At 42.2% G+C, this 24940-nt stretch carries 26 protein-coding genes; 6 read left to right on the top strand and 20 right to left on the bottom strand.

The genetic code is table 11. The features are described 5' to 3' along the window. Positions 1–26: 26 nt before the first annotated feature. A complete protein-coding gene (locus ASU35_RS09495; protein WP_058352787.1) occupies positions 27–521 on the bottom strand; it encodes a PTS sugar transporter subunit IIA in 495 nt (164 codons plus the stop codon). Positions 522–537: 16 nt separating this feature from the next. Next, a complete protein-coding gene (licT, locus tag ASU35_RS09490) occupies positions 538–1380 on the bottom strand; it encodes a BglG family transcription antiterminator LicT (RefSeq protein WP_058352786.1) in 843 nt (280 codons plus the stop codon). A 526-nt stretch (positions 1381–1906) separates the two neighbouring features. Between licT and rfbA the strand changes: the two genes are divergently transcribed. From rfbA to rfbB, 4 genes are read left to right on the top strand one after another with little or no spacing between them, the layout of a single operon-like run. Then, positions 1907–2776 (top strand): glucose-1-phosphate thymidylyltransferase RfbA, encoded by an 870-nt coding sequence (gene rfbA / locus ASU35_RS09485; protein WP_058352785.1) that lies wholly within the window; start codon positions 1907–1909, stop codon positions 2774–2776. Positions 2777–2787: 11 nt separating this feature from the next. Then, positions 2788–3339: a dTDP-4-dehydrorhamnose 3,5-epimerase gene (gene rfbC, locus ASU35_RS09480; protein ID WP_058352784.1), complete on the top strand. Its 552-nt coding sequence runs from the start codon at positions 2788–2790 to the stop codon at positions 3337–3339. Continuing rightward, the gene (gene rfbD / locus ASU35_RS09475; RefSeq protein ID WP_058352783.1) at positions 3336–4184 is read left to right on the top strand and encodes a dTDP-4-dehydrorhamnose reductase; all 849 of its coding nucleotides are present in this window, start codon (positions 3336–3338) and stop codon (positions 4182–4184) included. Before rfbC ends, rfbD begins: the two co-directional genes overlap by 4 nt. Next, a complete protein-coding gene (gene rfbB / locus ASU35_RS09470) occupies positions 4181–5278 on the top strand; it encodes a dTDP-glucose 4,6-dehydratase (RefSeq protein WP_058352782.1) in 1098 nt (365 codons plus the stop codon). Before rfbD ends, rfbB begins: the two co-directional genes overlap by 4 nt. Positions 5279–5367: 89 nt before the next feature. Here rfbB and ASU35_RS09465 read toward each other — a convergent pair whose 3' ends face one another. The 12 genes from ASU35_RS09465 to ASU35_RS09415 all read right to left on the bottom strand — a co-directional run bounded on the left by ASU35_RS09465 (position 5368) and on the right by ASU35_RS09415 (position 17445). After that, positions 5368–6378, bottom strand: a complete 1011-nt coding sequence (locus ASU35_RS09465) for a DUF4118 domain-containing protein (RefSeq protein ID WP_058352781.1) — start codon at positions 6376–6378, stop codon at positions 5368–5370. Between the two features lie 30 nt (positions 6379–6408). Next, positions 6409–6846, bottom strand: coding sequence for a dUTP diphosphatase (dut, locus tag ASU35_RS09460; protein ID WP_058352780.1), 438 nt, complete (start codon positions 6844–6846; stop codon positions 6409–6411). A gap of 10 nt (positions 6847–6856) precedes the next feature. Next, positions 6857–7378, bottom strand: coding sequence for an anaerobic ribonucleoside-triphosphate reductase activating protein (gene nrdG / locus ASU35_RS09455; protein WP_058352779.1), 522 nt, complete (start codon positions 7376–7378; stop codon positions 6857–6859). Between the two features lie 14 nt (positions 7379–7392). After that, the gene (gene nrdD, locus ASU35_RS09450) at positions 7393–9519 is read right to left on the bottom strand and encodes an anaerobic ribonucleoside-triphosphate reductase (RefSeq protein WP_058352778.1); all 2127 of its coding nucleotides are present in this window, start codon (positions 9517–9519) and stop codon (positions 7393–7395) included. Between the two features lie 209 nt (positions 9520–9728). Continuing rightward, positions 9729–10439: a Crp/Fnr family transcriptional regulator gene (locus tag ASU35_RS09445; RefSeq protein ID WP_058352777.1), complete on the bottom strand. Its 711-nt coding sequence runs from the start codon at positions 10437–10439 to the stop codon at positions 9729–9731. A gap of 66 nt (positions 10440–10505) precedes the next feature. Next, a complete protein-coding gene (locus tag ASU35_RS18695; protein WP_278278071.1) occupies positions 10506–10646 on the bottom strand; it encodes a DUF445 domain-containing protein in 141 nt (46 codons plus the stop codon). Positions 10647–10661: 15 nt separating this feature from the next. Beyond that, complete coding sequence (locus tag ASU35_RS09440) at positions 10662–11009, bottom strand: HepT-like ribonuclease domain-containing protein (protein ID WP_058352776.1); 348 nt, start codon at positions 11007–11009, stop codon at positions 10662–10664. After that, a complete protein-coding gene (locus ASU35_RS09435) occupies positions 10999–11289 on the bottom strand; it encodes a nucleotidyltransferase family protein (RefSeq protein ID WP_058352775.1) in 291 nt (96 codons plus the stop codon). The genes ASU35_RS09440 and ASU35_RS09435 overlap by 11 nt, the downstream gene beginning before the upstream one ends. A gap of 196 nt (positions 11290–11485) precedes the next feature. Then, positions 11486–13777 carry a 5'-nucleotidase C-terminal domain-containing protein gene (locus ASU35_RS09430; protein WP_058352774.1) on the bottom strand — a complete coding sequence of 764 codons (2292 nt, stop codon included), beginning with the start codon at positions 13775–13777 and terminating at the stop codon, positions 11486–11488. 191 nt (positions 13778–13968) lie between these two features. Further along, entirely contained in the window at positions 13969–14988 is a 1020-nt protein-coding gene (locus tag ASU35_RS20930; RefSeq protein WP_058352773.1) for a sensor histidine kinase, read from the bottom strand. A gap of 18 nt (positions 14989–15006) precedes the next feature. Continuing rightward, positions 15007–15708: a response regulator transcription factor gene (locus ASU35_RS09420; protein WP_058352772.1), complete on the bottom strand. Its 702-nt coding sequence runs from the start codon at positions 15706–15708 to the stop codon at positions 15007–15009. A gap of 81 nt (positions 15709–15789) precedes the next feature. Continuing rightward, positions 15790–17445, bottom strand: coding sequence for a Na/Pi cotransporter family protein (locus tag ASU35_RS09415; RefSeq protein WP_058352771.1), 1656 nt, complete (start codon positions 17443–17445; stop codon positions 15790–15792). A gap of 209 nt (positions 17446–17654) precedes the next feature. Between ASU35_RS09415 and ASU35_RS09410 the strand changes: the two genes are divergently transcribed. Further along, entirely contained in the window at positions 17655–18134 is a 480-nt protein-coding gene (locus ASU35_RS09410; protein ID WP_058352770.1) for a deoxycytidylate deaminase, read from the top strand. A gap of 53 nt (positions 18135–18187) precedes the next feature. On the opposite strand, the gene hydG is transcribed toward ASU35_RS09410, so the two are convergent. The 4 genes from hydG to mutY all read right to left on the bottom strand — a co-directional run bounded on the left by hydG (position 18188) and on the right by mutY (position 22451). Next, entirely contained in the window at positions 18188–19606 is a 1419-nt protein-coding gene (hydG, locus tag ASU35_RS09405; protein WP_058352769.1) for a [FeFe] hydrogenase H-cluster radical SAM maturase HydG, read from the bottom strand. Between the two features lie 18 nt (positions 19607–19624). Continuing rightward, the gene (locus ASU35_RS09400; RefSeq protein ID WP_058352768.1) at positions 19625–19888 is read right to left on the bottom strand and encodes a TM1266 family iron-only hydrogenase system putative regulator; all 264 of its coding nucleotides are present in this window, start codon (positions 19886–19888) and stop codon (positions 19625–19627) included. Positions 19889–20581: 693 nt separating this feature from the next. Next, the gene (locus ASU35_RS09395) at positions 20582–21361 is read right to left on the bottom strand and encodes an RNA polymerase sigma factor region1.1 domain-containing protein (protein ID WP_058352767.1); all 780 of its coding nucleotides are present in this window, start codon (positions 21359–21361) and stop codon (positions 20582–20584) included. A gap of 25 nt (positions 21362–21386) precedes the next feature. Next, positions 21387–22451, bottom strand: a complete 1065-nt coding sequence (gene mutY / locus ASU35_RS09390; protein ID WP_058352766.1) for an A/G-specific adenine glycosylase — start codon at positions 22449–22451, stop codon at positions 21387–21389. A 128-nt stretch (positions 22452–22579) separates the two neighbouring features. On the opposite strand from mutY, the gene ASU35_RS09385 reads away from it, so the two are divergent. Next, positions 22580–23074, top strand: a complete 495-nt coding sequence (locus tag ASU35_RS09385) for a hypothetical protein (RefSeq protein WP_058352765.1) — start codon at positions 22580–22582, stop codon at positions 23072–23074. Between the two features lie 71 nt (positions 23075–23145). Here the strand turns inward: ASU35_RS09385 and pepT are convergent, their stop codons facing one another. After that, entirely contained in the window at positions 23146–24354 is a 1209-nt protein-coding gene (gene pepT / locus ASU35_RS09380) for a peptidase T (protein ID WP_058352764.1), read from the bottom strand. 4 nt (positions 24355–24358) lie between these two features. Next, on the bottom strand, positions 24359–24535 hold the full coding sequence (locus ASU35_RS19265) for a hypothetical protein (protein WP_156059405.1): 177 nt from the start codon (positions 24533–24535) through the stop codon (positions 24359–24361). Between the last annotated feature and the right edge of the window lie 405 nt (positions 24536–24940).

The following is a 24940-nucleotide window of genomic DNA, read 5'->3' as shown; positions in this document are numbered from 1 at the left end:
CTAAATTCCTTTTACTCTGTACTCGGCTACTTTATCAGCTCAATAATACCTTCCAACCGTTCTACCTCCTTTCCTGAAAAGGTATTTATGCTGCTAAAATCTCCACTGTTACATACGATAACAGGGCTTATCATTTCATAGCCTGCTGCTTCTATTTTTTTCCGGTCAAATTCAATCAACGGCATACCTGCTGTCACCTTATCCCCAGCAGCTACCCTTGTAGTAAAGTGCTCACCTCGTAAATTCACCGTATCCAGACCAATATGAATCAAAACCTCTGCTCCCTTTTTGGTCATTAAAGAAATCGCATGCTTTGTATCAAAAACCATAGTCACTTCTCCATCACAGGGTGCTACCACCAGGCCATCCTCCGGACAGATGCCAACTCCCTTTCCCAGAATCTCCTGGGCAAAGGCTTCATCCGGCACTTCAGCAAGAGGGATTACCCTCCCCTTTATTGGTGCACCTATCATCTCTTTTACCTCTTTTTTCCCAAAAATCCCCTTTAATCCTGCCAGCATATTTTCCCTTCCTTTCTTAGTCATTTTCTATCGTATCCCGCATTCTTTTTACATGTATAGCCAAATACATCAATTCCTCTGCAGTTACTTCATATTTATATTTTTCCTTGATAAATTCTCCTATTCTGCAGCTACATTCATATTCCTCCGGATAGCTTTCCTGTATCATATCTATAAACTCCTGCTCCATAGAATTTAGCAGCTCTTTCTTCAATATACGCTTACACAAAAACTTTATATGACTGATAAATCGATTGTAATGGATGCTCTCCTCATCCACCTCAAACTGAAAGCTTTCCTTCACTACCTCCAGAATTTCATGTATCATCGTTGTAATCCGCATGGTTTCACTAATCCCGGTATTATATTCTGCATTTACAATATGCAGGGCAATCGAAGCAGCCTCATCCTCTCGAAACTGGATGCCTGTTTTCTTTGCAATCAGCTTTACCGCATAATCTCCAATCAGATACTCAGTACGATAAAACTGCTTAATTTCCCACAACAGAGGGTTAGAAAAAATCATATTTTCCTGATATCTTTTTATGGCAAAATTAATATGATCCGTCAGCGTAATATAAATTCCCTCATTTAATGATTTACCACAGGTGTTCTTTGCATAATCAATGATTTCCACTGCCAACCGCATATGCTCCACAGGAAGCTTTTTCACCAGCTCCTGAAATTTTTCCGTCTGCTTGGAATCCTCGATATAAAAAACCTTCTCAATAAGCTTTTCAGGAAGCTTTTCTCCCGTTTTATAACGGAAACCGATTCCCTTCCCCATAACGACCATTTCCTTTCCCTGGTCATCCACTGCACTTACAAAATTATTGTTAATTACCTTTACGATTTCCATAAACCCTCCCAGCCGCTACCTAAAACTTTTACCATCAGCTTCTAAAACAGAACCTTCGCGGATCGTTTTTTATTCGATAGGACGAACTTTCCTATCGAATAAAAAAAGACTCAATTCTAAAACATCTGCAATAGATGATTTAAAATCCAGTCTCGCCTGCCTTACCAGTAACGCCTTACCGTTTTATGCAATTTAAACAACATGAATTATATTTAGTATACCATGTGTTGTGAAAATTGTCAAGATTTTTTTCTTGTCTTTTTAGCCATTTTTTCGTATACTAATAAATAGATGATGTTGGGGGGCAAAAGCCCCCAACTATGATGCCTACGGATTGTTCCGTGCTACGCACTCTCACAATCCTGCCCAATATTCGCATATCGTGGGATATACATCCCACTTTTATGCTCATATCGGGGCGGGTCCCAAGGTCTTTCACCCACTTATGAGCAAGCTCATGTGGGTTTCGACCTTTTGACCCTGGCATCAAATAGATTATTATGTCCAAATAAGGAGTGACACTCATATGAAAGGTATTATTTTAGCCGGCGGCTCCGGAACCCGCCTCTATCCCCTGACCAAGGCTGTCTCTAAGCAGATTTTACCTATTTATGATAAACCAATGATTTATTATCCTTTATCTGTCCTGATGCTTTCCGGCATCCGGGATATTTTGATTATTTCCACACCAAGAGACCTTCCGGTTTTTGAAGAGCTGTTTGGTGACGGAAGTCAGTTAGGACTTTCCATGTCCTATGCTGTTCAAGAGCAGCCGAATGGACTGGCAGAGGCCTTTATTATTGGAGAAAGCTTCATCGGCTCAGACAATGTAGCCCTGGTGCTGGGCGATAACATTTTCTATGGACAAAGCTTTACAGCTACTCTGAAGCGTGCTGCTGCACGAAAAAGCGGTGCTACGATTTTTGGCTATTATGTGCGTGACCCGAGAGCCTATGGAGTTGTGGAATTTGATGCAGAGGGCAATGCCATCAGCATTGAAGAAAAGCCGGAGAAACCGAAATCAAAATATGCTGTACCTGGTCTTTATTTCTACGATAACCAGGTCATTGACATTGCGAAATCCATTACTCTATCTGCCAGAGGTGAGTTGGAAATCACCGCAGTCAATAATGAATATCTACGCCGTGGCTGCTTAAAGGTAGAGACGATGGGCCGTGGTATGGCATGGCTGGATACCGGTAACCATGATTCTCTTTTAGATGCTTCTAATTTTGTGGCTTCTATCCAAAAACGGCAGGGACTTTATATTTCCTGTATCGAAGAAATCGCTTATGCCCAGGGCTTTATCTCCAGGGAACAGCTTCTTACTCTGGCTGAACCTCTTTTAAAGACAGAGTACGGAAAGTATCTGGTAGATATCGCAAATGGCCTATAAGGAGGAAAAACATGGGACAATTTAATATAAGTGCCTGCCAGGACATCGAAGGGCTCTATGTCATTGAGCCAAAGGTCTTCGGTGACAGCAGGGGATATTTTTTAGAAACCTATCACTATGAAGCTTTTAAGTCTGCCGGTCTTTCGATGGTCTTTGTTCAGGACAACCAGTCTATGTCTAAAAGGGGAGTACTCCGCGGTCTTCATTTCCAGAAGGAGCATCCACAGGGCAAGCTTGTACGGGTTATCTCCGGCGAGGTCTTCGACGTTGCTGTTGACCTTCGCCCGGACTCCAAAACCTATGGAAAATGGCACGGTGTCATTTTATCTGCTGAAAAAAAGAACATGTTTTATGTACCGCCAGGCTTTGCCCACGGCTTTTTAGTCCTTTCTGACACAACAGAGTTTCATTATAAATGTACCGACTACTATCATCCTGAGGACGAAGGCGGGCTTATGTGGAATGATCCTGCTATTGGCATCGACTGGCCGATTACACCAGATATGAAGCTTTTACTCTCTGACAAAGATCAAAAATATCCACCCTTTAGGAGGTCTTTATGAAAGTATTAATTACCGGTGCAAAGGGACAATTAGGACAGGCTCTCCTGCGATTGTCCTCCGAGCTTTCAGACATAGAGGTTTTTCCCTTTGCTTCTAAAGAGCTTGATATCACCAATGAAGCAATGGTAGAAGCTACCCTTACCCGGCTGCATCCAGATGTGCTCATTAACTGTGCCGCCCATACGGCTGTTGATGCCTGCGAAACAGATGCAGAGAATGCTTACCGCATCAATGCCCTCGGGCCAAAATATCTAGCCAGAGCCTGCCAGGCTGTCGATGCTGCCATGGTACAGGTATCCACGGACTATGTTTTTGATGGAACTAAAACTACTCCTTATATAGAGTCCGACCTGCCTAATCCACAAAGCGTCTATGGCTCGACCAAGCTGGCTGGTGAGGAACAGGCTGCTAAATATCTAGATCGTCTTTATATTGTCCGCTCTGCCTGGCTGTATGGAGAAGGCCACAATTTTGTCCGCACAATGCTTCGTCTGGCCGCTGAGGGGAAGCCACTAAAGGTTGTTAATGACCAGTATGGTACACCTACCGCCCACCTGGAACTGGCACGAATGATTTTATTTTTGATTCAAACGGAAAATTATGGCATTTACCATGCTACCTGTGAGGGCTTTACCACCTGGTATAATTTTGCCAGAGAAATCTTTGCTCTGACAAATACACAGGTTTCCTTAAGCCCTGTTGCCACCAATGGTTTTAAAACGGCTGCTAAACGTCCTGCTTACTCTGTTCTGGAGAACCATAAGCTTAATACAGAAACGGTATACCGTATGGCAGACTGGCATGATGCTCTGCTAGAATACCTGAAGGAGGAGAATTTATTATGAAAACCTATCTTGTAACCGGCGGTGCCGGCTTTATCGGCTCCAACTATATCCACTATATGCTGAAAAAATACGACTCTGCTATCCACATTATCAATCTGGACAGCTTAACCTATGCCGGTAACCTTGAAAATTTAAAGGAAGCAGAAGCACTTCCAAATTACGAATTTGTAAAGCTGGATGTCTGTGACAAGGACGGAATCCTTGCTCTTTTCAAGAAATATAATTTTGACCGTGTTATCCATTTTGCTGCCGAAAGCCATGTAGACCGCAGTATTAAAAATCCCGAGGTCTTTGCCAATACCAACATTCTTGGTACACTAAATCTCTTAAATGCAGCAAAGCAGACCTGGGAGACCGAAGATGGTTTTCTTCCGGACAAACGGTATCTTCAGGTATCTACCGACGAAGTATATGGTTCACTGGATGATGCTGACACTGCCACCGGCAAAGCCAGCTATTTTTACGAAACCACTCCATTAGACCCACACAGTCCATATTCTGCCAGCAAGGCTTCTGCTGATATGCTGGTAAAAGCATATATGGACACCTACCACTTCCCGGCAAATATCACCCGCTGCAGCAACAACTATGGCCCGTATCAGTTTCCGGAAAAGCTTATTCCTCTGATGATTAACAACGCTTTACAGGGCAAGGCTCTTCCTGTCTATGGCGACGGCAAGAATGTCCGTGACTGGCTCTATGTAGCTGACCACGCCAAGGCCATTGACATGGTATGTGAAAAGGGACAGCTTTTTGGCATCTACAATGTAGGCGGTCACAACGAAAAGCAGAATATTGAAATCGTTAAAATCATCATTGACACTCTGCTGGAGCTGCTTCCGGAAGACGATTCTCGTCGTGCAAATCTTTCTTATGATTTAATCCAGTATGTCGGTGACCGCAAGGGCCATGACCGTCGTTATGCCATCGCACCGGACAAAATCCGCTCCGAAATCGGCTGGGAACCGGAAACCATGTTTAAGGATGGTATCCGCTTAACTATTCAGTGGTATTTGGAACACGAGAATTGGATGAAAAATGTTACGAACCAGAATTATATGAAATATTATGAAGAGATGTACAGGAACCGGTAGCTTTTGGTTTGTATATTTGTTGAGTGTTGTTATTATAGCTCTTAAGCCAGGACTACGAAGGGCGATAATAACAACACTCTTTTCAAAATTTATAGATTTTTATAATATTCTGCATATTCTCTGGTAATAAACTTGCTTTCCACCATCTGCTCTGCCAGCTCGTTATACTCCATGCCATGCATCCCCATTTCCCGAAGTGCTTTAAATATTTCCTTAATCCGCTCCCGGTATTCCTCCGTACTAATGACCTGGTCCTTCCAAAGTACGTTGGCACGGTATGCCATTTTGTAATACTCACTGTATCTGTTAGAATTCGTTATCGCATCATGGATACCAAAGTCCAGCTTCAAAATATCAAAGAGCGCTCTCGCTGAGGTATTGGTTACCTTTAAATCAGGTGTAATAGTATAAAGATTTTTAAAATAGCCTTTTTTCCCATTCTTCATTGCCATATAATAGGTGGGCATAACTTCTTCAAAAATCTGAGCTACAAAGCCGCCTTCCCTAAAATCCATATAATCTGTGTTTTTCTGTACAGAGATGCCTCGTTCGTAGCTGATTTCCTTAATTTTATTTAAGGGTATCTGAATCACCCGGGGTTCCTCCTCCAATACCAGGAAATTCGCCTTTCCAGCCTCTGCCCAAAAGTAAGCCGGACTCTGACGAATGCGAAAGGAGGTACACAAATCAATCATAACCTTCCGGTTATCCCGTTTTACCTTATGCTTATGCATAATCTGAACAACCTGACGCTCCGTGTAGTGCTCGACGCGGGAAATTTCCTCTTCTACAATTTCCTTCTTATCCTTGTCCTCTTCTTCCTGCCGCTCTGTCTTCTCCTCTGACTCTGCTTCCCTGGCTTCTCCCTGTGGCATTACCTTAGAAGGTTCCATAAACTCCTTATCCTTTAAGGAAGTATTTTGAACAATCAGTGCCGCAATTACAGCACAGATAACTGACACCACTCCAGAAAAAAAAGACAGCATAAAAACCGCAGCAACGCCAAAAATCACCGTTGCTGCCGTTAAAATAATTATGCTCCACAAATATATCTTTGTATCACGGTCACCATATTTCAGACTGTCAATCAGCTTTTTCATCTGCTCCCCATGCCTCCGCGAAATCTCTTTTTATTTGCGTCCAGTGGAGCCGAAGCCGCCAGCTCCTCTTACGGTATCACTAAGCTCCTCAACCACTGTATATTCGGCCTTTAGAAAGGGAGTAATCACAAGCTGTGCAATCCGCTCTCCCGGCTCAACCTGAGCAGCTACGCTGCTGTGGTTATGAAGAGCCACAAAAAATTCACCACGATAATCCGGGTCTACAACCCCTACCTTATTTGCTGGTGCCAGCCCTTTCTTAGAAGCCAGACCACTTCTGGCATATACAAGTCCTGCATAGCCCTCCGGTATCTCTGCCGCTATCCCTGTTGGCACCATATAGGTCGCTCCCGGCTCTATTGTAATCTTATCCTCCAGGCAGGCATATAAATCAGCTCCTGCTGCCAACTCACTTCCATAGGTCGGCACTACTGCCTTTTCTGATAATTTTTTAATGCGTATTTCCATCTTTTTCTCCTTAAGCCTCCCAAAGCACCACTCTGCCTTCCTTCAAGCTCTCCGGTACTTGGATTGTTCTCTGATTAGAGGATCCCTTGAACCGAAGGTTCAGGTCCTTTTTCTCCTCTACAAATTCGCCATCCACCAGGATGTCCAGATAGGACAGGAACTCCTCTGTTTCCTCCCACTCTGCTACCATCCTGCCTAGCACATCTTTTTCAAAATCATAGCCGGTAAAGCACCACAGTGGCTTTTCCGGGAATTCAGCCTTAACCCGCCGAAGCAGGGGCAAAAGCCCCTGTTGGTTCACATGTTCAAGAGGTTCACCACCTAAAAGGGTAAGGCCGGCTACCTGAGGCCGCCGAAGCTCCGTAAGGATTTCCTCTATCGTAGCCTCAGTAAAGGGAGCTCCATAGTTAAAATCCCAGGTTTCCTTATTAAAGCAGCCCTTGCAGTGATGGGTACAGCCGCTGACAAACAGTGTTACCCGAAGCCCCGGCCCATTCGCCACATCCAGCTTTTTGATACCTGCGTAATTCATATTTTACCTCTTTTCTACAAATGCAGTACCCGGGAATTGATTTCCTTTGTTTTTCCCACATTCCAGAAGTTTTCACCCAAATATCCACAGGTTCTTCTGGTTACATTCATTTTAGCGTGATCCTTATTATGGCACTGTGGGCATTCCCATTCAAGCTTGTCATTGATAATAATCTCACCATCAAAGCCACATACATGGCAATAGTCAGACTTTGTATTAAACTCTGCATACTGGATATTATCATAAATATATTTTACAATCTCCTCCAGTGCCTCCAGATTATTCCGCATATTCGGAATCTCTACATAGGAAATCGCACCACCGGAGGAAATCACCTGGAACTGTGCCTCAAAATCAAATTTGCTTAAAGCATCTATCTTTTCTCTTACATCAACATGATAAGAATTCGTATAATAGCCCTTATCAGTTACGTCTGGAATAATGCCAAATCTCTTCTTATCAATCTCAGCAAAACGATAGCATAAGGACTCTGCCGGTGTTCCGTAAAGTCCAAAGCCAATACCGGTCTCTTCCTTCCAGGTATCTGTAGCCTGACGCAGACGATTCATCAGACGCAGGGCAAATTCCTTACCCTTTGATCGGGTGTGGGACTCACCTGTCATCAGCTTCGTTACCTCATACAGACCGATATAGCCCAGAGAAATCGTAGAATATCCATCATGCAGAAGCTTATCTATCTTTTCTCCCTTTTCCAGACGGGCAATCGCACCATACTGCCAGTGAATCGGACTTACATCTGAAGAAGTACCCTCCAGGGCATGATGACGACACATCAGTGCCTCAAAGCACAGGGACAGCCGCTCCTCTAAAAGCTGCCAGAACTTTTCCTCATCTCCATCCGCAATAATACCAATCTGAGGCAGGTTCAGGCTGACAACACCCTGATTAAAGCGTCCTTCAAATTTGTAGTTTCCATTCTCATCCTTCCATGGACTTAAAAAGCTTCGGCAGCCCATACAGCTGAATACATTGCCCTCATAATTTTCCCGCATTTTCTTAGCAGAAATATAATCCGGATACAGCCGTTTTGCAGAGCATTTTACTGCCAGCTTCGTGATATAATCGTACTTACCGCCCTTTAAACAGTTGTGCTCATCCAATACATAAATAAGCTTTGGAAAGGCCGGTGTTACATAAACACCCTTTTCATTTTTAATACCCTCCAGACGCTGACGCAGGATTTCCTCAACAATCATGGCGTTTTCTTCAATATATTCATCATCCTTATCCAGATTTAAAAACAGGGTAACAAAGGGAGACTGGCCATTGGTTGTCATCAACGTGTTAATCTGGTACTGGATCGTCTGTACTCCTGACTTTAGCTCATCCCGCAGACGGTCCTGTACAAACTGGTCCATCAGCTCCTCAGACACCTTATCTCCATATTTTTCAACGTAATGCTTTTTATATTTGTCACGGCTCTTTCTTAAATATTTTCCAAGGTGACGTACATCTACAGACTGACCGCCATACTGACTGCTGGCTACTGCCGCAATAATCTGTGTGACAACGGTACAGGCTACCTGAAAGCTCTTTGGACTCTCAATCAGTTTGGCATTCATAACTGTACCATTTTCCAGCATATCGCCTACATTAATCAGACAGCAGTTAAAAATCGGCTGCAGGAAATAATCTGCATCATGGAAATGAAGAACCCCCTCATCATGTGCCTTAGAAACCTTCTCCGGAAGGAGCATTCTGCGAGTTAAATCCTTGGAAACCTCTCCTGCAATCAAATCACGCTGAGTAGAAGCAATCACTGCATTTTTATTGGAGTTTTCCTCCATAACCAGCTTATTATCATTACGAATCAGACTCATAATAGATTCATCTGTTGTATTTGCCTTCCGTACCAGATCCCTGTTATAGCGATAGATAATATAGGTCTTAGCCAGTACAAACTTACCTTCTGCCATAAGCTTCTGCTCAATAATATCCTGGATATCCTCTACCAGCATATTTTCCCGTTTCAAGCCCTCAATACCGGCTACGATTCCCTCTATCTTTTCCTCTGTTACCTTCTCGTAATCTTCGACCTCTGCATTTGCCTTGCGGATAGCTGCAATAATCTTATTTCTATCATATTCTACGATTCTTCCGTCTCTTTTAATAACCTTCATACATCTTATCCTTCCTATCATTTTGTATACCTAGTTTTATGTATCTCTTATTACTATCGGCAAAAGAAAAGCCCCGCGTATTGCAGCTGCAATGCCAAGGCCATTCTTGTCCGCTCCTACATTATAGCATAAGAGTATTTCTCTGTCTACTATATATAGAATTAATTTTGAAAATAATTCATTTTTCCTACAATATATTGTAAACCTTATTACATGTCAATTTTCTCAGCAGTCCGCTCCTTCAGTTTCTCATACTGCTCCCTGGACAGAAGAATCTGCCTTCCCTTAATGGTAATCAGCTCCTCCTCTGCCATCTTACTTAAAGCCCGGTTAATTGTCTTTACAGAAAGTCCGGTTTCATCAGAAATCTGCTGCCGGGTAATCTTTGATACACAAATCTCCGGACAGTCGCATCTTTCATATAAAAATTCAAAAAACAGATATACCCGGTCTGTTCCCTGTAAAAATAAGTAAGCCCTCTCCCGTCGGCACTCTCCCAGCAGATACTTTATCATCTTATTGCTATGGAACCACTGAGCATTTGCATCCTCTCGCATCCACTTGGCAAACTTGTCCTTAGCCACGGTGATAAACTGGCATGACGTCTCTGTAATCAATGTTGTCTGGTACTGCTCGCAGTCAATAAACAGCTCCATGCCGCCTAAGATATCCACTGCCTCATAGCGGCAGAATTCATATGCCACACCAAGCATATGAAAATCACAGGCCTTTACCGTTCCCTTAATCAGAATATAGACTGTCTGAACCGGCTCCTTTTCCCGCACAAAAATCTCACCCTTTTTCAGGTTTAATACCGTGCATGCATTCAGCAGCCAGACCGGTGCATTTCTCAAAAGCTTATTTAATTCTTCTTTTTCCTCCCCTTCCAGGTGATTCATGGCCGTTATGACCTTATTCATGACCAGTCCCCCATTTCTTTTCCGTTTCTGCTATTTCTCTTTATTTTATCACAAACCACTTCATTATTAAATAAAAATATTCACCATTCCGATAACAAATCCAATGACCGCACCCAATCCCAGAATGCTGTCAAGCTCCTTTTTCATTACAGAGAGCACCAGCACCTCCAGCTCTTTAACATCCATAGCATTGATTTTCTCCTCAATAATCCTGGCAATTTATCATTTCAACTCTTTTAAAATTCTTTCCAGTTCCTTCTCTAATGCTGGTAAATCTATCTGTATGGTATCCCAGGCAGACTGATAGTCTAGGTTAGAATACTGATGTGCAAAAATATCCCTAATACCACACCATTCTTTCCACGGCACTACCTTCTCCTTTTTTCTCAATTCTTCTGATACTGCCTTACATAATTCACCAATTTGCAAGATACACATACAGCACGCATTTTGAAAAACTGAAATATTTACAAATTTATTATAATCATTGCTAAACATAACACAGGCTTCTTCTACTTGATTGCAATAATCCAGAATTTTTTTCAAAACAATAATGTCTTTATTCTTCATACAACAATATCTCCGTTCCTTCTATTTCCCTTTGAAATTCTTCTTCTATCCCTGTTGTAGTCACTAAATCAACCGAAATATTCAAAGCTTCTTCTACCATCTGTCTCATTCCTGAAAGTTTTAATAAAGACATCGGTTTTCCCTTTTCCACCAACAAATCAATATCACTTTTTTCATCAGCTGTTCCTTTAGCATAAGACCCAAATAAATATAATCTTTTTACACCATAAAGACGTGCAATTGGTTCAACGATGTTTTTAATTGTAAGAATATCCGGCATCTCTATCACCTCTTATTTTTAGTATCTCCAACTACTCTTTCTATCTTTATCATAACATAATAGGATATAAAATCCAAGTAAATATCCTATCAAGCAGAAAGAGAAAAAAGAGTTTATACAATAGCAATTCAGCAATACGAACTGTTGTATAAACTCTTTTTTCTCTTTTAATCTAAAACAAATCTATACACTAAAATTACTTCACTGTAGCCTTCTTTACGTTTCCTGCCTTACCAAGTACCTTTGCTCCGGTAGAGTCTGCCTTAAAGGCCTTTACCTTTACATAGTAGGTCTTGCTGCTAAGGTTCTTTACGGTTACGCTTGTCTTTGATGTGTCAACACTCTTTACGCCCTTCTTAAAGTTCTTGTCGGTAGAGTAATATACTCTGTAACCCTTTGCTCCCTTTACACTGTCAAGCTTTACAGTCAGAGTATTCTTACCAGCCTTTACACTCTTAATCTGAGCCGTAGCAGGTGCTGTTACCTTGGTCCATCCTGCATAAATAGTTCCGGAAGCTGCCTTTGAGGATTCCGTTACCTTCTTGCCGCCATCCTTTTTTGTATACCAGCCCTGGAAAACGTAACCCTTTCTGGTCGCTGTTGGCAAGGTGCCATAGACCTCGCCTTCCTCTGCATAAAAGATCTTAGCAGAAGCCTTTCCACCATTTGCATTTACCTTTACAGCTGCAACACTGACATAATCCTTTAAATCAGCTATGGTGATGGATTTTACATTAGGTGTTCTTCCATCTGAAGAGGTAGGAATCGTAAGCTTTCCAGCCTTTACAAGCTCAGCTGCCTTGTCGTGAAGACCTTCGTTCCAGCTGTTACCTGTAATCTTCCAGTTTCCATCTAGAACAGGGCGGATAATACCCTTATTCTTTTCTGTAATCCATCTGCCGATCAGTCCGCGAACAGTCTCACCTGCCATAACATCCTTTTCCAGAAGCTTCGGAAGAGTATCGCCGTTTTCCTTTACATATACCTCGCCCCAGGTTAAAAGATGAGAGGTTGCACGATAATTGTTTACTGCTACTACAAGCTTGTCCGTATCCTTGACCGGTGTGCCATCCATTCTGGTCAGGTTTTCGATTCTGTTTCCTGGCTCCTTGGAAATATTAACCTCGTATTTTACACCTGTGAACATATCATAATTATAGCCTCTTACATTCTCATTGAAGGAAACGGTTAAATCTCCCTCTTTGTAGGTATTATAATATTTTGCAGACCATTCCATGTACTGCTTTAACTGCTTTCCTGTCATTTCCAGGCGGTACAGGGTATTATCATACTTATAAATCAGAGCATTGTCACATTTTCTGATTTTACCCTCTTTCATGTTCGCTGTAGCACTAAAGGCTGCAGCAGCAGAAACCTCTGCCTTGGCATAGTACATCTGTACCTGATTAATCAGGTTAATCATAGCAGTCTCTTCAATCTGGGACTGGGTAACTCCAGGGATTTCTGTTTCCGGAACCAAATCTCCTCCCTTTAGCTCACCGACTACCGTCACAGCATCCTTTTTTGCTCTTTCATCATACTTTGACAGGGCTTTTACCATCTCTTCATCTGCCTTTACGCCATTGGCAGAAGAAATTTCAGCCTTTGCAGCTGTCACCTCATAGCCGCCCTTGCCGTCAGCCTTTACAGTAATGTCTACATCGGTCAGTGTCTGCCCCTGATTTTTATTTTCAATAATCAGAACTCCATTTTTCTCTTCGTTTCTCACCTCATGGCCGTGGGCTGCCAAAATAACATCAATCTGTGGGAAGGCTTCTGCAATCTCCTCCGCACCAGAGCCCTTCACGCCATACTCGCCCTCAACGCCCATATGTAAAGCAGCAACGATAACGTCAGCTTCTTTATCCGCTGCCTCTATGACTGTTTTCAGCTCATCCAAAGGATTGGTTACTTTATAATTTTTCAGATTCTCAGAATCCCAACGGGTAATATTTGGCGTCACCATACCGATAACAGCAACCTTTACGCCATCCTTCTCAACTATCTTATAGCAGTCGCCAATGGCTTTTCCGGTCCCCTTATCATATACATTTCCGCAGAGGAAGGTCCCCTTGAACTTATCTGCTACCTTTAACAGGGTATCTACGCCATGGTTAAACTCATGGTTTCCTGCTACCCAGAAATCATAGTTTAGCATATTAAAACCGGCAATCATCGGGTGTATCTCCTCATCAAAGAACAGACTTGCAGAGTTGCTTTCTATCGTATCTCCAACATCCACAAGGATTGTGTTGCTATTTCTTTTTTCCCGAATCATGGTTGATACCTGCGCCAAGCTTCCAGAGGTACTTTCTGCATTCAACGCATAGTCATATGGAACAAATTTTCCATGCAAATCGCTGGTCGCCAGAATCTGAATCTCCTTGGTGCCAGTTGTCTCTGCTGCCATTGCAGCTGGTGCACAGCCTGGAAGCACTAAGGATGCTGCCAGCAATGCGGTTAAAAGTCTTTTCCCAAATAATCTCATTGTTTTCCTCCTTTTTCCCTATCTCAAATATTGATTGGACATCTATAGTACTTCTATTTTATTACTTTTCAATCGTATATAAAAGGACAGCTGTCCTTATTTTATTCTCTTGTTGCACAAAATTTCTTTTTTATTTCCAAAGTCTTTACTATAAAATTTACAAAATATCTTATACGGCACCCGTAGAAGCTTTAGTAAGGCAGCCTTATCTCAAACCGGGTTCCCAGGCCCACCTTACTTTCTACCCGTATCCGGCCATTATAAAGCTCAACGATATGCTTTACAATCGAAAGGCCCAGCCCGGTGCCTCCCTGCTTACGGGAACGACTTTTGTCAATCCGATAGAAGCGTTCAAATATCCGCGGCAGATGCTCCTTTTCCATACCAATTCCTGTGTCCTCAACACAAATCAGCAATTCCTCTCCATCCTCCCTGCAGATAAGCCGTACATAGCCCTCCTCCGTATACTTGATAGCATTATCTAAAAGGTTGATCAAAAGCTCCTTGATACGCACCGGATTGCAGGTGTAAGGGCGTATATAAGGTACAGGCTCATAAATAAGCTGAACCCCTTCTTTTGAATCTGTTAAAAGCTCTACAACCTCCTGGGCCGCCTTACCTACATTACAAGCTATAGCTTCGTGATCTTCTCCGGATTCAATTTCAGAAAGTGTTAATATATCCTGAATCAGAGAGGACAACCGCTCTGTCTCAATATCAATAATGTCCAGAAATTTCCTGGCAACCGCCTCATCAGCAATCGCCCCATTTCTCAATGTTTCCACAAATCCTCGGATGGAAGTCAGCGGAGTCTTCAGCTCATGAGTCACATTAGATACAAAATCGCTCCGTACGCTTTCCAGCTTCTTTAGCTGGGTAATATCTTCCACAATTACAAGAATTCCCAGATTTTCTTCTTTTCCAACCAAAGGTGTGGCTGTCGCACGAATAATCTTATCCTTCCACTCACCCTCGCGAATACCATCTTTGCCAGTCTGTCGTACCACATCAATAGCATCAAAGATAATCTCATTTCGTATTACTTCATAAAAAGGCCGCAGCTTAATATTCTCCGCCAGCCTTCCTATAATCGTTAAAAACACCTGATTATAAAAGATAATTTGATTTTCATGGTTAATTGCCACAACTCCATTATTCATACTGCGGAGCATGGCTTCCAGCTCAATGCCGGGTGCAATCATTTCATCCATCCTTATTTTCTCCGTACCTTAAGATAATTTGTACCCTATGCCCCGGATCGTTTTTATGCTTACCGAGGTTTTATTGTCTTTTTCCAGCTTTTTTCTCAAGTTACTTACATGGACATCCACCGTTCTGGTCTCTCCCTCGTAATCATATCCCCATATCTTTTCCAGTAGCAGGTCACGGGGATGTACAATTCCCCGGTTCTTTGCCAAATAATATAAAAGCTCAAATTCTTTTAAAGACAAGTCAATCGGCACTCCATCAATCTCCACAATATGCCTCGCCTTATCAATGACCATATTGTTAATATGAATGCTATATTTATCCTCTTCCTTTTCTTCAAAGACACCCTCACTCCGGCGAAGCAGTGCTTTGATTCTTGCCAGAAGTTCGTGGACGCTGAAGGGCTTGCCAAGGTAATCATCAGCTCCTACCTCCAATCCTACAACCTTACTCATTTCATCATTTTTTGCCGTCAAGAGAATAATCGGCATTTTTTTGAAGCGGGTACTTTTGCGAATCCGTTTTAATACCTCCATTCCATCCATTCCCGGAAGCATCCAGTCCAAAACAATCAAGTCAATCTGGCAATCCTCTAGCTTTTCCAGGGCCTTTTCACCGCAATCTGCCTTTACTACTGCATACCCCACCTTCTCTAAGTTGTAGGAAATCAGTTCTACAATATGATCTTCATCATCTACTACCAGAATTGTTTTTGCTTCCATTCTTTTACTCCTTGTCTTCTGTGTTGCAATCACAAGCTTTTATCACCACAGGAATACTATATCACAAATTATGGAAATTTTCTATACTTCATCAACAACATAGTGGGCAATATTATCTGCATGGTCAGAGATACGCTCCAGATTGCTGATAGCATCAATATAATAAACACCGATTGTAGCATTACATTCATTTTTAGCCAAGCGTACAAAATGCTTTTCCCGAAGCTGTTTTTCCATATCATCAACTATATTTTCGTAAGCTGTTTCTTCATCAACATAATGAACATCGCCGGTAATTCTCGCCATAAGGGCAGCCTCATAGGAGGCAAGCACCTTATCCATCATCTCCTCCAAATCCTGTGCTGCGATTGGGGAAAATTCCAAATTTTTTTCAATCTTTGCTGCTGCCAGCTCAGAAAGATTTTCACAATGATCGCCTACTCGTTCCATATCACTAATCGTATAAAGCATATTCTTTACCTTAATATGCTGTTTATCATTCAGGGAAAGATTGCTGATTTCTGCCAGATATGCTGTCAGCTGCTCCTCATAGCCATTAATAATCTGTTCCCACTTAACAACCTTTTCTACTGATAAAGAATCATTTTCCAAGAGAGCCTTCTTTGCCCGTTCAATATTTTTAAGAGCAATAGAGCCCATATTCGCAACTTCTTTTTCTGCTGTTTCAATCGCAAAGGTAGGTGACTCTAAAATACGTCTATCCAGTCGGTTTTTCAGGCTATCCAATGGATTTGCCTCTTCCTCCTCTTCCTCTCCTCTTACCAGCACTCCGGAAAGCTTTACCAGATAGTTGGCAAATGGAAACAACACAATCGTATTCGTAATATTAAATATGGTATGAAATACAGAAATCTGGACACTATTAATATGAGCATTAGCCAGCTCCTTATTAAATGCAAATATAAGAAACATAACCGTTCCAAATATAAGAGTTCCAATTACATTGAACAGGAAGTGAATCACTGCTGCACGCTTTGCTGTCCTATGGGCACCTGCACCGGATAACAGGGCAGTAATACAGGTACCAATATTCTGTCCCAAAGTAATGAAAATAGCAGAGCCCCAGTTTACCATACCATTTAATGCCAAGGTCTGCAAAATACCGACAGAAGCAGACGAGCTTTGGATAATCGCTGTTACAACCGCACCGGTTAAAATACCAAGAATCGGATTCTTTCCTAATATCATAAATGCATTGGCGAAAACAGGTGCATCTCGGTAAGGGGTAATCGCACCAGACATAAAGCTTAAGCCAATAAACAGGGCACCAAAGCCGACCAGAATTTCACCCACCTGCTTTTTCCGGTTCTTTGTGGAAAATAGTATAAGGAATGCTCCGATACAAACTAACACAGGAGCATAAAATTCTGGCTTCAGTATATCGCCCAGCTCATTCATGGAAACCAGCCATGCCGTGATTGTCGTACCAATATTGGCACCCATAATGACACCTACCGCCTGTGTCAAATCCATAAGTCCGGCATTGACAAAACCAACTACCATAACTGTAGTAGCTGAGCTGCTCTGGATAATCGCAGTCACCAAGGCACCTACAAGTACAGCCAGGAAACGGTTTCCTGTTAAAATACCAAGAAGAGACTTCATTTTGTTTCCTGCTGCCTTCTGAAGGCCGTCTGCCATGATGTTCATACCATATAAAAACAGTCCAAGACCACCAGCAAATTTAAACAGCATTTCAATATCATTCATCGACATGAGCTTCCTCCTTAACCTAACCCAAAATTTCACTTTACAGAAATAAGACATATTTCCCAATATATTTTTACTATATACAAGCTTTGTAAAGTTTACCCCACCTCTATGTAAAGTTTTTGTAAAAATGCGAAGGCTCAAGCAACAGTCGGACTTTACACATCCTGGTAAAAATGTTAAAATATAATTAGTGAAAATGGGAGGTAGCAAATATGAAACGACAGGACTATATTAACTGGGATACTTATTTTATGGGAATTGCGATGCTTTCCTCTATGCGGAGCAAGGATCCGAATACCGGCGTCGGTGCCTGCATCGTAAGCGAGGACAACAAAATTCTTTCTCTTGGCTACAATGGTATGCCCATTGGCATTTCAGATGATGAATATCCCTGGGAGCGGGAGGGCGACCCTTTAGATACCAAATATCCTTACGTCTGCCATGCAGAGCTCAATGCCCTGCTTAATTATACCGGTTCCCGTCTTCAGGGTGCCAAAGTATATGTCACCCTGTTTCCTTGCAACGAATGCACAAAGGCTTTGATTCAATCCGGTATTAAGGAAATCATCTATGGCTCTGACAAATATGCAGACAGCGATTCCGTCCGGGCCTCTAAGCGAATGATGGATACCGTAGGGATTAAATACCGTCAGTATGAGCCAGTAGGAAGAAGTATAACGCTGGAGTTGTAAAAAAGAGAAATTTTTGCTTATTTCCAGGAAAATATTTACTAGTATTTCTTTGCTTAGAACCGAAAGTCTCTTTCACCCGCCGCAATTTTCTTCATCCGTTCCTTTGCCGTCTCATATACCTTTGGGTTGGTGATTCTTTTAAGCTCTGCCTCAATTACTTTTTCTCCTTTTGCCTTGGTATCCTCTGAAGCATAATCCTCCAAATATTCTTTGAGAGTCATCAGAGCATTTGGCTGACAGCAATTAGCAATCTGTCCTGATTTTACCAGCTTCATGAATCGATCACCAGTACGGCCTTCTCTGTAGCAGGCAGTACAGAAGCTTGGAATATAGCCCATCTCCAGAAGCCAGTTTAAGACCTCATCGAGAGTTCTTCTATCTGAGGTATCAAACTGAGCAGAATTATCCTCTTCAGATTCCTCCTCCACATAACCGCCGACACTGGTACGGGAGCCACCGCTAATCTGGGATACACCTACCTTTAGAACCCTTTCTCTGGACTCCTTGGTTTCTCTGGTTGAAATAATAATGCCGGTATATGGCACAGCTAAACGAAGTACAGCCACGATTTTTTCAAAAATATCGTCAGAAATTCCATTGTTAAATTCATCCGGGTCAATATCATCTGCCGGACGAACTCTCGGAACACTAATAGTATGCGGTCCGACACCCATTGCAGCCTCCAGATGCTCTGCATGCATTAAAAGTCCCACAAAGTCATATCGGTACATATTAAGGCCAAATAACACACCAATACCTACATCATCTATCCCCGCCTCCATAGCACGATCCATCGCTTCTGTATGATAAGCATAGTCATGCTTTGGTCCTGTTGGATGCAGTTTTTCATAATTTTCCTTATGATAGGTCTCCTGGAACAAAATATAAGTACCGATACCTGCATCCTTTAACTTCTTATAGTTTTCTACTGTTGTTGCTGCAATATTGACGTTGACACGGCGGATAGCTCCATTTTTGTGCTTAATGCTGTAAATCGTCTTAATACTTTCCAGCACATACTCAATCGGATTGTTTACCGGGTCTTCTCCCGTCTCCAGAGCCAGACGCTTATGTCCCATATCCTGCAGAGCAATAACCTCCTGGCGGATTTCCTCCTGGGTCAGCTTCTTTCTGCGAATATGTTTATTTTTGTAATGATATGGACAGTAGGTACAGCCATTGACACAATAATTTGACAAATATAATGGTGCAAACATAACAATCCGGTTTCCATAGAATTTCTGCTTGATTTCCTTAGCAAGCTCATAAATCCGATGATTTTCCTCCTCTAAATCGCAGTCTAACAGCACCAGAGCCTCCCTGTGGGAAATTCCCTTACATTCCTTTGCCCTCCTGAGAATGGAATCTATCAGTTCCTTATTATGCTTGTTCTCCTCTGCATATTTCAGAGATTCCATAATTTCCTCATGGTCAATAAATTCTGTTGCTACCTTTGATTTCACATCATACATGGTTTTACCCCATCCTTCCTATCTGGTTTTCATCTTTGCAGTCATGGATTTCACACTGATGCCTCTGACCATTCCCAGCTTTCCTGATAATGCACTAATTTTATCCTCCGGTGCATCCAGTACAATGGAAATAATAGAAATTTCCTTTTCCCGATAGGGAATTCCCATACGGCCTACCATATATTCCCGAAATTCATGCAGAAGCTCATTTACCTCCTCCGCTGCTTCCGGATTTTCTACAATAATACCAATCAAAGCCACCTTTGTGTTTTCTTTCTCCATAACAATCCCCCTTTCCTATCGAAGAGATAGGACGCACTTTCCTATCGAATAAAAAACCGGCAAAAGGGTAGACTCCTCCCTGCCGGTTCAATAGTGTAACAAAATAATTTGTACACAATCTTTAGCTCAGGACGTACCTTAAGCACTCAGAAAGGTTATTTTCATTCTACTTCTCTCCTCCTCAAAAGTCAACCATCTCTTAATACTTGAGTTTCCGCATTTTTTACATTGCCGGTTTTCTTTGCCAGTTTCTTTTTTATATAGAATTCTTATTCAATGAGTTTGTAAATCCTGTGTATCACCAAAATAAATTCAGAGGCTTCGTTCGAGTAAAAACCGAGAATTTTAAAAAATCGTTTCTAAAAAATGTTTCCTGCCTCTTTCACGGGAGAACCACCCAAAAGGACTGTACATCAGATGAAAACAATCCTGTCTATAGCGGCACAAAAGTTTACGAAGCTTGTGTTCACTCTGATGTACAGTCCCTTTGGGTTGTCCTACCGTTGAAAAGGCAGGAATAAAGGCATCTTTAGAAACGATTTTCCTAAAATTCCGGTTTTTGCGAGCGAAAGCAATGAATTTATTTTGGTGATGCACAGGATATTAAAAAATCTTTCGAATAAAGAATTCTATATAAAAAGATATTCCAGCAAAGAAAACCGGCAATGTAAAAAATGCGGAAACTCAAGCCTCTTAATGATGATGGTGATGTTCACCCTCTCCAACCTTCACCGCATCCAGAGACAGGTTGAGAATATCACCAATTTCCTCCATAGGAATCTTTGTATAGTCTGCTAGTTCTTCCAGCGTAGCCACTCTTCCCATATCCTCAGCTAATACCTTAGCCGCCTCACTAATCAGATTCGTCTTTGCCAGTACAGTATTTTCCAAATCATCCTCGCCCATAGCAGCATCAATCAGGTTTTCCATGTGCTGGCATACCGATTCCTTTAGATATTCCTCTGCAGCCAGATGCTCCTGCCTCTCCATTAAAGCTTCAATACCGGAAAGAAGTCCGATATTTCCCTCCTGAATCAAGTCCTCGATAAATACACCCTGATTCTGGTAGCCTCTTGCCAGCTCAACTACTCTGGAAAGCCATACCTCCGTAAGACGTACCCTGGCAGCCTCTTCCCCGCCACGCATCCTAAGATACAGCTGCTCCGCCTCTCCCGGCTCCTCCGGAGCAATTCCTGCTAAATCCTCCAGATACATAGTAAGATAAATACTGTCTGCTTCATTCTGTTCTGCCTCTGCATTTTTCTGTGACGGCGTATATAAAACTCCTTTTACCGTAATTTTATTTTCAGATAAATAGGCGTAAATTGCATCCATATGCTCCTTTGTCAGCTCCATGCCCTTAAAATATTCCTGTATTTCCTCCTGGCTTAAGCTTCCACCTTGAGTTTTTGCAATCTCCAGGATTTCTCCCAGCATATCTAAAAATTTTCCTTTTTCCAGCATCCTTTCCATCCCTTCCTTCTTTTATCAATAATTGCTATAGCTTTTCTTTATAGGTCCGGAACGCCGACGGCAGGGCATACTCCCCAAGCAGCTGCTCTCTGTCAGCCCATACCAGTTCTGAAAACATCTCCTGGTTTTCAAACTCCGGACACTCTTTGTCAATCCGAATTCCATAGCCCAGCATATGCCATTCTACATGACTGAAAATATGCTTTGCCTCGCCGAGAAGCTCCATGGTGTACTCCTCTATCTGGTGTTCCTCTAGAAGCTTCTCTATTCGCTCAATTCCAAGCCTTCCTTCCAGTCCAGGGAATTCCCACAGACCTGCCAAAAGTCCCTTTTCTCCTCTCTTATGAAGAGCATATTTGCCCTGATACTCCAATACCAGGATTGTTTTTTCCTCTATTTTCCTTCCCTTTTTTGCAGGCTTTACCGGAAGCTCCATCGCCACCTCCTGCTTACAGGCCAGACAGCATTCCGCTACCGGACAGCTTTTACATAAGGGCTTTCCATTAGGAATGCAGACCACTGCTCCCAGCTCCATTAACGCCTGGTTAAAGGCCCCTGCCTCTTCCTTTGGCATATCCTCCAAAAGCTCTGAAAATACTTCTTTTTTTACAGAATCCTTGGTAATATCCTCATATCCAGCCGAAAGCCGTTTTGTCACTCTAAGAACATTGCCATCTACTGCCGGTACAGGAATTCCATAAGCAATTGAGCTTATAGCCCCCGCTGTGTAAGAGCCAATTCCAGGTAACGTCAAAAGCTTGTCATAATCTGCCGGAAGTCTTCCATCAAACTCCTCCATAACAATAATAGCTGCTTTTTTAAGATTTCTGGCCCGGTTGTAGTAGCCAAGCCCTTCCCAGAGCTTTAAAAGCTTATCCTCCTCTACCCTTGCCAGAGCCTCTATATCCGGCAGTTCTTTTATAAAACGGTTAAAATATTCCTTTACAGCCTCCACCCTGGTCTGCTGAAGCATAATTTCGGATATCCACACATAATAGGGCTTGGGATTACTTCTCCACGGCAGCACCCTTGCATTTTCCCGATACCAGCTAAGAAGGTTCTTTGTAATCTGACTATAATCGTATCTCATAAAATCTCCTGTCTATTCTCTCTTTCGGTATCATACCATGTTTTTTGGCTTTTTTCAAACACAGTATGACAAAACTGCTTTTTTGTGTTATACTATACCATACAAAATCTTACAAGGGAGTGAAATCCATGAACGAAAGAGCAAAAAACAAGATTCTACTCGTACTATTTTTACTGCTTGCCCTTATTATCTATATGGTAGTTACTCTCACTACACCCGCAGCAGAGAATGAACGCCGCCTCACGGATACAATTATCTCACAGCCTGCAGGCGAAGTTGTTTCCTTAAACAAATTGACTGATTTTGAATGGGACAAGGTCTATACCTTTGCTCCTTATACCTCAAAAAAGAAAATATGTGACACTATTGGTGTCAATGTGAATGATTGTAAGATTGCCCTGGAAACAGTTGGTGAATCCATGGTTCAGATGATTTTCACGAAAGATGGAGAAATTGTCTGTGTCCTTCTAGGCTATCCGGACAAGCTGGGATACAGCTTTGACTTTGGAGAAGCCACCTATGATTATCTGGTATTTACCTCCAGTGAGGACCCACAGTTCCGTATTGAGCGTCCTTATACCAACTACCTGCTGCTTCGTTATATGTCAGCAGACAATTCCTGATAAAATTCAAAAAGGACCCAGAATTGGATTTATCTCCTTTTCCAGGTCCTTTTACTTTTAGTCAAGCCTTTTTATGCCTTGATAATTCCCAGAATAACCTCTACAGCTTTGTCCATACCTTCTGCTGTTACATGCTCATAAGGTCCATGGAAGGCATATCCGCCAGTTCCAAGGTTTGGACATGGAAGTCCCATAAAGCTGAGCCTTGCACCATCCGTGCCACCACGCTCCGGCAGGGTAATCGGTTCGATACCAAGCTCCTTAATTGCTGCCTCTGCCTTTTCTACTACCTCAAAGCATTCCTCTACCTTTTCCTTCATATTCAAGTACTGCTCACGGATGGACAATTCTACCGTTCCCTCACCATACTTTTCATTTAATACTTTAACAATATGACGAAGCATATCTTCTCTCCGCCGGAAGGTTCCCATATCATGGTCTCTGACAATATACTGAAGCGTTGCCCTCTCTACATTTCCTTCCATTTCGCACAGATGGAAGAAACCCTCATAGCCTTCGGTCTGAGCCGGAGTCTCACAGCCCGGAAGCAGCCCATTGATTTCCATAGCCACCAGCTGGGCATTAATCATTGTGTTTTTAGCACTTCCCGGATGCACATTAAAGCCATGTACTGTAAAGTTTGCCTCACTTGCATTGAAGTTCTCATATACGATTTCTCCTTCTTCACCGCCATCCAGAGTATAAGCATAATCTGCTCCAAAGGCCTCTACATCAAAATAATCCGCACCGGCTCCTACCTCTTCATCCGGAGTAAATCCAATGCAGATAGTTCCATGAGGCAGCTTGTCCCTCTGAATAATCTCTACCGCTGTCAAAATCTCTGCAATACCAGACTTGTCATCGGAGCCAAGCAAGGTCCTTCCATCTGTCGTAATCAGAGTTCTTCCTTTCAGTCCTATAAGGTGTGGAAAATTTTCCACAGTAAGAACCTTGCCGCTGTTTCCCAGCACAACGTCCCCTCCATCATAATTTTCAATCACCTGTGGCTTTACACCCTCACCATTAAAATCCGGTGCTGTATCCATATGAGCAATAAAACCGATTTTCTTTTTATTTTCACAGCCGGCGGTTGCCGGAAGAGTTCCGTAGACATAGCACTTGTCATCTACTCTGGCATCCTCAATGCCTAACTCCTTCATTTCTGCTACCAGCTTATGAGCCAGGTCAAACTGGCAGCTGGTGGTCGGTACTGTAGTACTTTCCGGATCACTTTGGGTATGCACGGTTACATAATTTAATAATCTTTCATATGCTCTCATTTCTCTATTTCCTTTCCAGAAGATATAGTTTTAATCCAGCCTTATGCAGCTGTTGTATAATCCATAATAAAAATTTTACTTGCAATACATTTTCAATGATAATATAACAATTATTGAGCTGTGCAAAGTAATTTGTTTTCGTTTCTTCCATATCTCCATATTTACAGGATAAACATTTCATCGCTTATTTCTCCTCGTATAATAATTTACTTTATAGTCATGGCCCCAGATGCTACTATAAGTTCTATAAGAACTGTAGCTATGGTCACTGCTTTTCGTCTCCAGCAAAGCTTTTGCTATTGCCAAGAAAGCCTGCAGCTCGTAATTCATACAGATTTTAACTGTATCAGTTCTTTTGAAAAGGAATTAAAGGCTATTGATAAAGCAATCCTTCAAACAGTTCAGAGATTAAATCCTGATGAATATACAACGTCTGCTCTTTGGTCTGCTGGACAAAGGCCAACTCTACTCTCCTGAAAAGAGTAGGTAATCCATATCAAATCCTAATCTACAATTTTTCGTAACTATTCAGTACCCCGTTAAGGGCACTTTTATTTTTGGGCAAAACAGAGAAAATAAAATTTCT

Origin of the sequence: Acetivibrio ethanolgignens (assembly GCF_001461035.1) — a bacterium.
Lineage (GTDB): Bacteria > Bacillota > Clostridia > Lachnospirales > Lachnospiraceae > Velocimicrobium > Velocimicrobium ethanolgignens.
Note: the sequence above shows the minus strand (reverse complement) of the source record. Positions and strands in the feature narration are given on the sequence as shown.

Bases quoted from the DNA above. Each gene is read 5' to 3' on its own strand.
- ASU35_RS09495 (WP_058352787.1), bottom strand. From the start codon at position 521: ATGCTGGCAGGATTAAAGGGGATTTTTGGGAAAAAAGAGGTAAAAGAG.
- licT (WP_058352786.1), bottom strand. From the start codon at position 1,380: ATGGAAATCGTAAAGGTAATTAACAATAATTTTGTAAGTGCAGTGGAT.
- rfbA (WP_058352785.1), top strand. From the start codon at position 1,907: ATGAAAGGTATTATTTTAGCCGGCGGCTCCGGAACCCGCCTCTATCCC.
- rfbC (WP_058352784.1), top strand. From the start codon at position 2,788: ATGGGACAATTTAATATAAGTGCCTGCCAGGACATCGAAGGGCTCTAT.
- rfbD (WP_058352783.1), top strand. From the start codon at position 3,336: ATGAAAGTATTAATTACCGGTGCAAAGGGACAATTAGGACAGGCTCTC.
- rfbB (WP_058352782.1), top strand. From the start codon at position 4,181: ATGAAAACCTATCTTGTAACCGGCGGTGCCGGCTTTATCGGCTCCAAC.
- ASU35_RS09465 (WP_058352781.1), bottom strand. From the start codon at position 6,378: ATGAAAAAGCTGATTGACAGTCTGAAATATGGTGACCGTGATACAAAG.
- dut (WP_058352780.1), bottom strand. From the start codon at position 6,846: ATGGAAATACGCATTAAAAAATTATCAGAAAAGGCAGTAGTGCCGACC.
- nrdG (WP_058352779.1), bottom strand. From the start codon at position 7,378: ATGAATTACGCAGGTATCAAAAAGCTGGATGTGGCGAATGGGCCGGGG.
- nrdD (WP_058352778.1), bottom strand. From the start codon at position 9,519: ATGAAGGTTATTAAAAGAGACGGAAGAATCGTAGAATATGATAGAAAT.
- ASU35_RS09445 (WP_058352777.1), bottom strand. From the start codon at position 10,439: ATGAATAAGGTCATAACGGCCATGAATCACCTGGAAGGGGAGGAAAAA.
- ASU35_RS09440 (WP_058352776.1), bottom strand. From the start codon at position 11,009: ATGAAGAATAAAGACATTATTGTTTTGAAAAAAATTCTGGATTATTGC.
- ASU35_RS09435 (WP_058352775.1), bottom strand. From the start codon at position 11,289: ATGCCGGATATTCTTACAATTAAAAACATCGTTGAACCAATTGCACGT.
- ASU35_RS09430 (WP_058352774.1), bottom strand. From the start codon at position 13,777: ATGAGATTATTTGGGAAAAGACTTTTAACCGCATTGCTGGCAGCATCC.
- ASU35_RS20930 (WP_058352773.1), bottom strand. From the start codon at position 14,988: ATGGATGAAATGATTGCACCCGGCATTGAGCTGGAAGCCATGCTCCGC.
- ASU35_RS09420 (WP_058352772.1), bottom strand. From the start codon at position 15,708: ATGGAAGCAAAAACAATTCTGGTAGTAGATGATGAAGATCATATTGTA.
- ASU35_RS09415 (WP_058352771.1), bottom strand. From the start codon at position 17,445: ATGTCGATGAATGATATTGAAATGCTGTTTAAATTTGCTGGTGGTCTT.
- ASU35_RS09410 (WP_058352770.1), top strand. From the start codon at position 17,655: ATGAAACGACAGGACTATATTAACTGGGATACTTATTTTATGGGAATT.
- hydG (WP_058352769.1), bottom strand. From the start codon at position 19,606: ATGTATGATGTGAAATCAAAGGTAGCAACAGAATTTATTGACCATGAG.
- ASU35_RS09400 (WP_058352768.1), bottom strand. From the start codon at position 19,888: ATGGAGAAAGAAAACACAAAGGTGGCTTTGATTGGTATTATTGTAGAA.
- ASU35_RS09395 (WP_058352767.1), bottom strand. From the start codon at position 21,361: ATGGAAAGGATGCTGGAAAAAGGAAAATTTTTAGATATGCTGGGAGAA.
- mutY (WP_058352766.1), bottom strand. From the start codon at position 22,451: ATGAGATACGATTATAGTCAGATTACAAAGAACCTTCTTAGCTGGTAT.
- ASU35_RS09385 (WP_058352765.1), top strand. From the start codon at position 22,580: ATGAACGAAAGAGCAAAAAACAAGATTCTACTCGTACTATTTTTACTG.
- pepT (WP_058352764.1), bottom strand. From the start codon at position 24,354: ATGAGAGCATATGAAAGATTATTAAATTATGTAACCGTGCATACCCAA.
- ASU35_RS19265 (WP_156059405.1), bottom strand. From the start codon at position 24,535: ATGAAATGTTTATCCTGTAAATATGGAGATATGGAAGAAACGAAAACA.